Here is an 8,740-nt window from a genome sequence, read left to right on the forward strand (position 1 = left end):
AGACTTTAATCCCTTTGATGCTTTAAGGGCGAATGCTTCTAACTCTTCTTTTTTCATAATTACCTATCCTTAATATGATTAAGTTAATGATAGGCAATTACACAGATTTTAGGACAGGGTCCGGAGCTTAAATATATTTTTTCACTTAACACCTTTTAAATTCAATGAATAATTAGCTTTCTTCTTATTTCACAAATTTTGATTGGAGGTATAAATGATAAATGAACAATCAATATATAAATTTTTTCCATATAATTTCCATGACTTAGATGCTCTGTCTAATAACTACTTATGGTTTAGTCATTATTCAGAGTTTAATGACCCATTTGAAGATTTATTTATTGCAAATGCTTTAAATTTTGAAATAGCTAAATATGAAGAAAAAAAAGCAATCGAGTTTTATAAACAACTTCATCGAGAAGCTCTTCCCGCTGATCAAATTGAAATTAGATTATTAGAACTATGTATCAAAGGTGAATTAGAAACACATTACAAAAAGACAATAGCAAGAACAATTGAACACGCTAAAGAGAAATTTAGTAAGTTTGTTTCTAATTCAAAAGTTTGCTGTTTTGCTCAAGATAGAGTCGAAACTAAAGAATCTGCACTACAAAACAAACTCATGTGGTCTCATTATGCAAATGGATTAAGAGGTTTTTGCATTGAATATAATAAGCAAAAGCTAATTGAAGAGCTTCATAAAACACTTGGTTCTAAACCATTATATGCATCAATAAAATATGGAAAACTAAAAAAATATCAAGCAGAAGAATTACTAATCAACTCGGTAAATAATATTGACAATTCAAACTTTCACTTAGGTATAGGTTCAATTCCAACAATGAAATCTGATGAGTGGGCTTATGAAAACGAATTTAGGCTAATAGTCGAGAATTCATCATTAAATAATATTTACTCCGAGGCAATTCAATCCATAACTATTGGCGATAAAATGAGTGATTATAAAAAAAACACTTTATTATCAATTATAAAAAGCAACGAAAGAATTAACTGTGAAATACATAAGGCTGTTATTAATACTAATTCATTCGAAATTGAAATTATCCCTTTATCTATATCAACAAACAAAGAATGAAATAAAGATGAAAATAAAAAACCAAAAATCTAATTATAAAGATCAGTCAGCGAACCTGATCCAAATCGTAGAGCCGAATGAAGTGACTCGTCGTATGTCTGCGGGAGAGACCTTTGTAGTAAATATTGTAGCTGCGTGGTGCCCAGACTGTACGGTAAGACAAAAACAACATATCGAGCGCTTTGCACAGGAAATCAAACTTCATGGACTCGATGTACTTCAGGTTAATGTCCAACAGCAAAGAGGTGAATTTATTAGCCTCGAACATGAAAACATGACCAACCAATTTGGTGGTCACGGTTATCCAAGAACCGTGTTAATTAAGCATGGAAAAGTGGCAGATCAAGATAACGTTGAGATTGTTACAGAAAATGCTTTGTTAGCACTAGCGAACAAGTTTATTAGAATAACCGCTGAATCATAAAAAGTGTGTGAGTATTCATTAATTGCAGTTAATCATTCCAGGTAATACGATATCAAAAGACGAGTCAACAAGGCCTTTAAACGATGAAATATAGTTGTGAAATTGTTGAATTTGGCAAAGACGCTAAATCGCCGTTTAGTAAAAAAGAGTATAATCAGTCTCTAACGCAAAAACTATTAGTAGAAATTGATGATCGAAAGCTTGTCGCTTTAGACGGTGAAATATATCTGCTCAATCAAGATGGGTTTCCTGTGTGGGAAAAGCCATTTAAAATAGAGGGTAGGCTAAATAAAGTTCTCGTATCAAAGGATCGGTTGTTAATTACCTCTTTAACAAATGACTATCATGCATGGGGAGTGTTAGGACCAGCATATCTAGTTAATTTAAAAGATGGCTCTCTTGTTGCAGAGCTCAGAGGGGACTCAGGAGCTGCGTTGAAAAATGGTAGGTTTATATTAGGCCTAGAGGGTTATGGCTGCTTTAATACCTGGTTATATGAAAGAGATGGTTCGCTTGTTCAAGAGTGGCGAAGCTATGGACACTATATTGTTGGAGATAATGACGATATTAGGGTGCTAGAGAAAGACAGAAACTCTCCCACTAATTCTCGAATTGTTAGATTGCATTTTAACGGTCAAATAGAAAAAGGCCCTCGTTTAAATGAAAGTCAAATCGCAAAGCCTTTAATATTAAAAGATAACTCTCTCGTTTTTATCGACAAAGGGGTTCTTCGCATCGTCGATGTCGACTTAAACGAGCAATACCAAAAAGTGTTAATGGAGGTGTCTGAGACAGATCATTCACGTTTTCATTCAAAAATTCAATTGACTAAAGATGGCCTCATAAGCGTAAATATCTACGAGAAAAGCAAAGCAGCACCAATTAAATACAAGAATAACTATTGGTTAATTTCCTTAAAATACCAATAAACCGACACCAGTAAACAAATCAATATAAAAGAGCAAAGTCTTCAAGGATGATTATGATCGTTTTAATATAGATATTAATAACGATAGAAGTGTTGCTGGATTAAAAGTTAAAACGGGCAATGGCCCTGCTGATTTTGATGCAATGGTAAAAAGCTGTATAAAACCAACTTTGTTTATTTCTTATATTCATTACATGAACTTTACCAATGCAGCCAAAGGTGAATTTACTGGTACTAGCCGCTTTGGGACATTTTTGATTGAACAGGGTGAAATTAAGGCGCATCTTTATAATCAACGCATTAACGATTCTTACCATAATACATTTAACCAAATAGAGTGGTTATCAAGCACGCTAACTCATATCAATACTTCTGATACTTATGGAATGCGAAATGCTGCAAGTATTGCTTGTCCTCAATTTGTTAAGGTTAATAATGTTAAAATAACAGGCTCTAACCAACAGCATTAAGAAATAGAATTAGCCATTATTCTAAAACTTTTGAATAAAGCTCTTTTATGAAAACCCATTTTTGTAAAAGGGCCTTGTTTATTCAAAGCTTGAATTCAAGTAATAAGTGTAATCCTTCATTTAAACGTACCTGAAATGGTTTTTAAAGTTGCGAAGCAGACTGATCACCCTACTTCTATTTACCTTTTAAATGGTTAACTTAGCTTTATAATAAACCTTAATAACTCTTTTTATAATCACAAAGGATATCAAATGAAAAAACGACTTATATTGCCACTGATTTTTTGTGCATTATCTTCATCAGCAATGGCACAGACTACAGCCATCGATGAAATGTTTGAAGTTATGTCTATGGAAAGGCAAATGGCAGGTGGGTTCGAAGCCATGTTACCGCTCATTGATAAGTTGAGTACGCAACTTAAACTTAATAGTGAAGAAGAGCAGGAGCTTAAAGGTATTTTCCGAACTTGGTATAATGAAGATATTGACCGAGCAAAAATAATGAGTGAAGTAAAAAAACTTTATGCTGGCGTTTTTACAGATAGTGAAATAAGAGACATCATTAAGTTCTACCAAACACCTACAGGTCAAAAGTTCTTAGAAAAATCTCCAGAAATAATGAAATTAAGTGCTCAAATAGGGATGCAAGAAGGACAGAATAAACAATTTAAATTATCCGATCGTTTACAACCTTTCTTTGAAAAGCATAAAACGAAGTAACACAGGACATTTAAGCTTAACGCAGGGTTATTGTCGAGTTAAGCTTAAATATTGCTTAAAATGACGAACAGGCTGTTTATACACTATAAAGCTAGCCGTTATACCAACAAGGTTAAATAGAGATAGAAGAATTGCTTTAAAAAGGACTTTCTTTATTTAAGGCTTCACATAAAGAAATAATAGCTAATGCTAAAGAAGATTTAATAACTTGTTGCTGTCTATCTAATTGCATCTTATAAAAAACTGAATCCCCCTCTTCTTCAATAGAGTTAAACATATCCATATTCATATGTTTTGCTAAATGTAATGATTTAATCGAATTAGCAATCGGCGTATCGGTAAAGTGGTATTCTTGACTATCATTATTTAATGAGTTTTTTAACTTCACCATGCTTTCAATATCATGATAAACATCATTTGGAATAACTCCCAAGCCGAATAATAATTTCAACCGAACAGACAAATCCCCTAATGGACCTGAATTCTGTAATAGAGGGCCAACAACAGACTGCACAGCAAAGTCGTTTTTTAGAAAAATACGTTCTATCAATGTTTGGATGAGTTGTTCAAATATATCGACGGAAGTGATAAAAAAACCACGAGCAGTATGACTCGCGTTTAGATATTCCAATATTTCGTTTTCTTGTAATTTTATTGACATAGTCTCTGCAGAAGTTGGTTGTGCAAGACCAGAGTCAAGCACAACTTATATTTTAAGCCATCGCTAAAAAGAGTTTTTCAATCTTAATTGCTTCATCGCTATCAGCAGGTAAGCCAGTGTATTTAGAAAGAGTAGGGATAAAACCGATTTCTTCTAATGACGCTTGTAGTTCTACTGCTTGCGGATCATCGCTGTTTTTATATTTGAATGCCGCTGCAATGCCTTTTAATAGCATATCATTGCTCGTTGCATATTCTATTGTACCCAATAAAGGTTTAACTAAGCGATCATTTTCACCTAATTTACGAATTGGTTGACGGCCAACACGATCAATTTCGTCATGAAGATAAGGGTTAGCAAAACGACCTAATATTTTTTCTATGTAAGCATTGTGCGAGTCGCGATCAAATCCGTAACGTTTAATTAATACTTCGCCACTTTCTTGCATTGATTGCTTAACTTGAGCACAGATTTTTTCATCGTCAATTGCATTTTTAACTGTGTCATAACCGGCTAATGAACCTAGGTATGCCGTCATGATATGACCTGTATTAAGTGTAAATAATTTACGCTCAATAAAAGACATTAAATTGTCTGTTTTTTGCATACCTTCAATAACAGGAACTTCACCTCTAAACTGTTGTTCATCAACAATCCATTCGCTGAAGCTTTCTACTGTTACTTCAAGTGGATCATTTGATTCTGAAGGAGGAACAATGCGGTCTACCGCTGAATCAACAAAACCAACTAAACGTTCTGCTTTCTCATGATACTTTTCATCTAAGTGTTTATAAATTTCTGTTTTAAGAAATGTTGTTCCACGGATCATATTTTCACAAGCAATGATATTAAGAAACTTTTCATTACCAGCATCAAAACGTAATGCTAAGCCTTGTGCTAATTTACTCGCAATGATCACTAGTACATTAGGGCCAACAGCCGTTGTGATTAAATCTGTTTCACTAATAAGGTCAACTAATGCATCACTAGTTGAATTGATAGCATTAACGCCAGAAACAACTTCAGTTTTACATTCTGCACCGACTACTTTTACATTGTATGTATTCAGTGTATTGAGCAAATTAATTATCTTTTCATCAACATCTGCAAATGTAACTTTAATGCCAGCGTCTGCTAATAATTTACCAATAAAACCGCGACCAATGTTGCCCGCGCCAAAATGAATTGATTTCATTGTTTTGTATCCTCTAATTCTAAAAGCCTTGAACGAAAAACGCTGGTAAAAACCAGCGTTTTAATTAAGTTTTTATATATTTAACTCAATATACTTAATACTTTTTGAACGTCCTTACTATTGATCAATGTTTCGATAGCTTCTGGATCATCTAACGCATTTGTTATTGTTGTGATCACACTAATATGTTCATCATTTTTAGCAGCGATACCAATAACTAGCTTAGCGATATCATCTTCCTCATCACCGAACAAAACACCCTCAGTGTACTGACATACAACAATACCTGTTTTAATAACACTTTCTTTTGCTTCAATTGTGCCATGTGGAACAGCAATTGACTCACCTAAGTAAGTTGTTACTAATTTTTCGCGCTCGTACATACCATCAATATAAGCAGGTTCAGCGTAACCTAGTTTAACAAGTTGCTCACCAGCGAATTTGATAGCTTCTAACTTATTAGAAGCTTTTAGGCCTAAGAAAATATTTTCAGGCTTTAATTCAAAGACTGGTGTTTTTTTTTGTACTTCTTCAACTGTATCTGTCGCAGTTGTTGCGCCTGATGCAGCCACTAACTCTGAAACAAGACCATCATAAAGCGCACTGTCTAAGAAGTTAGTTAAAGATAAGTGTTTAGCTTGTGCAGCATGCTTAATTGCACGAGGTGTTAAATCTTTATGTGTAATAACAATATCAACATCACCAGGTAGGTTGTTAATCGCACAGTTAGTTACACTAATGTTTAAACCAGCAGATTTAACTTTCTTCGCTAATAAGCTTGCGCCCATTGCACTAGAACCCATACCTGCATCACAAGCAACGATAATGTTTGTTACGTTAGCCATGTTTACTTCTGAACTACCTTGAGCAGCTGGTGCATTTTTAAGGTTTTTCATTTGGCTAGAAGCTTCAGCTAATTTATCGCCTTCATCTTCGCCTTGGTCTTTTTGTGTTTTCATTAATAATGAAGCAACAACAAAAGAAACACTTGCAGAAGCAACAACCGATAATACAACGCCAATTAGTGATGCTTTAGGTGTTAATAACAATACAGCAAAGATAGAACCTGGAGATGCTGGAGAAAGAAGGCCTGCATTAAACAGTGTAAGAGTGAATACACCAGTCATACCACCTGCGATTACCGCAAGAATTAGACGAGGATTCATTAATACGTATGGGAAGTAAATTTCGTGAATACCACCAAAGAAATGGATGATAGTCGCGCCGCCAGCTGTTTGTCTAGCTGTACCTTTACCAAATACCATGTAAGCCAATAGTAAACCTAAACCAGGACCAGGGTTTGCTTCAATTAAGAAGAAAATTGATTGACCAAGCTCAGTAGATTGTTGAATACCTAATGGAGAGAAGATACCGTGGTTGATTGCGTTATTTAAGAATAAAATCTTAGCAGGCTCAACAAAGATAGATGTAAGTGGTAATAAACCAGCTGTAACTAACGTATCAACACCCCAAGCTAGACCATTTGAAACACCTGTTACGAAAGGACCAATCAAGTAGTAAGAAACAATCGCTAACACCATACCGATGATACCAGCAGAGAAGTTATTAACTAACATCTCAAAACCACTTTTCACTTTACCGTGAACAGCTTCATCGAATTTCTTGATTGCATAGCCACCTAAAGGACCAACAATCATAGCACCCATGAACATAGGGATAGATGTACCAACAATCACACCCATAGTCGTGATAGCACCAACAACAGCACCACGATCACCACCGATTAATTTACCACCTGTATAACCAATTAATAAAGGTAATAGGTAAGTAATCATCGGACCTACTAGTTTTACAAGATCGTCGTTTGGTAACCAACCAGTTGGAATAAATAGCGCAGTTATAAAACCCCACGCGATGAAGGCGCCAATATTTGGCATAACCATGTTTGATAGAAATCTACCAAAATTTTGCACTCTGATTTTTGCTTCGGATGATATCATATGATTTTCCCGTTATGTTTCATGTTAATAATGCTAAGGCACAGTTAACTAGAACTGATTCCTTTCGTTTGTTGTAATTAATTTAGCACATAATTGAAAATATAAACCAGAACGGATATTCATGTGAACATGGTCACCAAATAACCTATAAAGTTGAATTTTTTGTAATATAAGTCACTAAATAAGGCGTAGTATTGCTACAAATACTATTAATGACAATCAAACAATTACAATAAGTGACTTGCATCACTTAATTTTAAAGTATAAAAAAACTGATAAAGTTAACAAGATCACACTAAATTTATTAGCATTTAAAATTTTGACATATTAAGCTGATCTAGATCACTTAAAAATTATAATAATTCCATTATGTAATTAAATTACATAAAAAATATTGCGCTTAAAATTCTATTTAATCAGTATAAAAACTAAAAAAATCAATGCTATTTTGTACAATAAGCAAACAGAATTTAACTAATATTCTTTTCTATGATCTGAAAATAGCAGCACTTGTAACACCAAAACAACTTATTAAAAATTAACTGCAGTAGGTATAAAAAAACAGTTAATATAACCGACAATCTTAAAACCAATCCCTCCATTCTTAACGCCAATATTCAGAGAACTTATCTTGGTAATAAGACTTATTTGATCACTAAAAAGTATTAATATATTTAAGATTCAAACCACTTAATGACGCTGAATACTTTTAATACCATTGCGTTAAATATGTTATCTAAATTTTGCGAAGAAAAAACTATTCAATTCAAGGCGTAAATTGGCACCTTTCGAGAGGTTAACTTCGTTAACCCTCTATCGGTAGTATTAAGTAAAACACTTTGATTCTTTAATGGTTGTTTCCTTTACGATATCTACAAAATAAAAGTATAACGAAGAAGTAGGCTGTTTTAGCCAGTAAAATAGATAAGCTATTCATCATAATTGGTATAACACATTAAATTACTCAAGATTATTATATTAAGCGTTTCCTAATAAAAGGTGTCGCAGAGGAGCATCACTCGTGACACTGTGCTGACGTACAACTCATCCTACTATTGCGTGACTTCTATTGATTTTTTTGCATGACCAATAAGGCTAGGCAAGGAAACGAACCACAGGACTAGCTTTACTATAACGGTATAACTTCGCTTCATTCATCAAACTTTATACCAATCTAAGTAAAAATATGATCTAATTGAGTTATCTATTGCGATTAAAGTGACTCAAAGATGGAGCATATAAAAAAGACAGATTTTAAAGTACTTGCCCGTAAGCAAACTTCATT

General features: G+C 33.8%; 8 protein-coding genes. 5 read left to right on the forward strand and 3 right to left on the reverse strand.

What is annotated here, in order from left to right:
* Positions 1-214: 214 nt before the first annotated feature.
* The 5 genes from E2R67_RS16080 (at position 215) to E2R67_RS16100 (ending at position 3,638) form a co-directional block, all read left to right on the forward strand.
* On the forward strand, positions 215-1,096 hold the full coding sequence (locus E2R67_RS16080) for a DUF2971 domain-containing protein (RefSeq protein ID WP_134291965.1): 882 nt from the start codon (positions 215-217) through the stop codon (positions 1,094-1,096).
* Between the two features lie 7 nt (positions 1,097-1,103).
* Positions 1,104-1,520 (forward strand): TlpA family protein disulfide reductase, encoded by a 417-nt coding sequence (locus E2R67_RS16085; RefSeq protein ID WP_134291966.1) that lies wholly within the window; start codon positions 1,104-1,106, stop codon positions 1,518-1,520.
* Between the two features lie 83 nt (positions 1,521-1,603).
* Positions 1,604-2,449 carry a hypothetical protein gene (locus E2R67_RS16090; RefSeq protein WP_134291967.1) on the forward strand — a complete coding sequence of 282 codons (846 nt, stop codon included), beginning with the start codon at positions 1,604-1,606 and terminating at the stop codon, positions 2,447-2,449.
* 73 nt (positions 2,450-2,522) lie between these two features.
* Positions 2,523-2,918 carry a metallopeptidase TldD-related protein gene (locus E2R67_RS16095; protein WP_279587498.1) on the forward strand — a complete coding sequence of 132 codons (396 nt, stop codon included), beginning with the start codon at positions 2,523-2,525 and terminating at the stop codon, positions 2,916-2,918.
* A gap of 252 nt (positions 2,919-3,170) precedes the next feature.
* Positions 3,171-3,638 (forward strand): DUF2059 domain-containing protein, encoded by a 468-nt coding sequence (locus E2R67_RS16100; protein WP_134291969.1) that lies wholly within the window; start codon positions 3,171-3,173, stop codon positions 3,636-3,638.
* A gap of 136 nt (positions 3,639-3,774) precedes the next feature.
* On the opposite strand, the gene E2R67_RS16105 is transcribed toward E2R67_RS16100, so the two are convergent.
* From E2R67_RS16105 to E2R67_RS16115, 3 genes are all read right to left on the reverse strand, one after another.
* The gene (locus E2R67_RS16105) at positions 3,775-4,299 is read right to left on the reverse strand and encodes an MltR family transcriptional regulator (protein WP_134291970.1); all 525 of its coding nucleotides are present in this window, start codon (positions 4,297-4,299) and stop codon (positions 3,775-3,777) included.
* A gap of 52 nt (positions 4,300-4,351) precedes the next feature.
* The gene (locus tag E2R67_RS16110; RefSeq protein WP_134291971.1) at positions 4,352-5,494 is read right to left on the reverse strand and encodes a mannitol-1-phosphate 5-dehydrogenase; all 1,143 of its coding nucleotides are present in this window, start codon (positions 5,492-5,494) and stop codon (positions 4,352-4,354) included.
* Between the two features lie 80 nt (positions 5,495-5,574).
* On the reverse strand, positions 5,575-7,455 hold the full coding sequence (locus tag E2R67_RS16115) for a PTS mannitol transporter subunit IICBA (protein ID WP_134291972.1): 1,881 nt from the start codon (positions 7,453-7,455) through the stop codon (positions 5,575-5,577).
* Between the last annotated feature and the right edge of the window lie 1,285 nt (positions 7,456-8,740).

Source organism: Psychromonas algicola (assembly GCF_004378355.1).
In the GTDB taxonomy this organism is placed as follows: domain Bacteria; phylum Pseudomonadota; class Gammaproteobacteria; order Enterobacterales; family Psychromonadaceae; genus Psychromonas.

Bases quoted from the DNA above. Each gene is read 5' to 3' on its own strand.
- E2R67_RS16080 (WP_134291965.1), top strand. From the start codon at position 215: ATGATAAATGAACAATCAATATATAAATTTTTTCCATATAATTTCCAT.
- E2R67_RS16085 (WP_134291966.1), top strand. From the start codon at position 1,104: ATGAAAATAAAAAACCAAAAATCTAATTATAAAGATCAGTCAGCGAAC.
- E2R67_RS16090 (WP_134291967.1), top strand. From the start codon at position 1,604: ATGAAATATAGTTGTGAAATTGTTGAATTTGGCAAAGACGCTAAATCG.
- E2R67_RS16100 (WP_134291969.1), top strand. From the start codon at position 3,171: ATGAAAAAACGACTTATATTGCCACTGATTTTTTGTGCATTATCTTCA.
- E2R67_RS16105 (WP_134291970.1), bottom strand. From the start codon at position 4,299: ATGTCAATAAAATTACAAGAAAACGAAATATTGGAATATCTAAACGCG.
- E2R67_RS16110 (WP_134291971.1), bottom strand. From the start codon at position 5,494: ATGAAATCAATTCATTTTGGCGCGGGCAACATTGGTCGCGGTTTTATT.
- E2R67_RS16115 (WP_134291972.1), bottom strand. From the start codon at position 7,455: ATGATATCATCCGAAGCAAAAATCAGAGTGCAAAATTTTGGTAGATTT.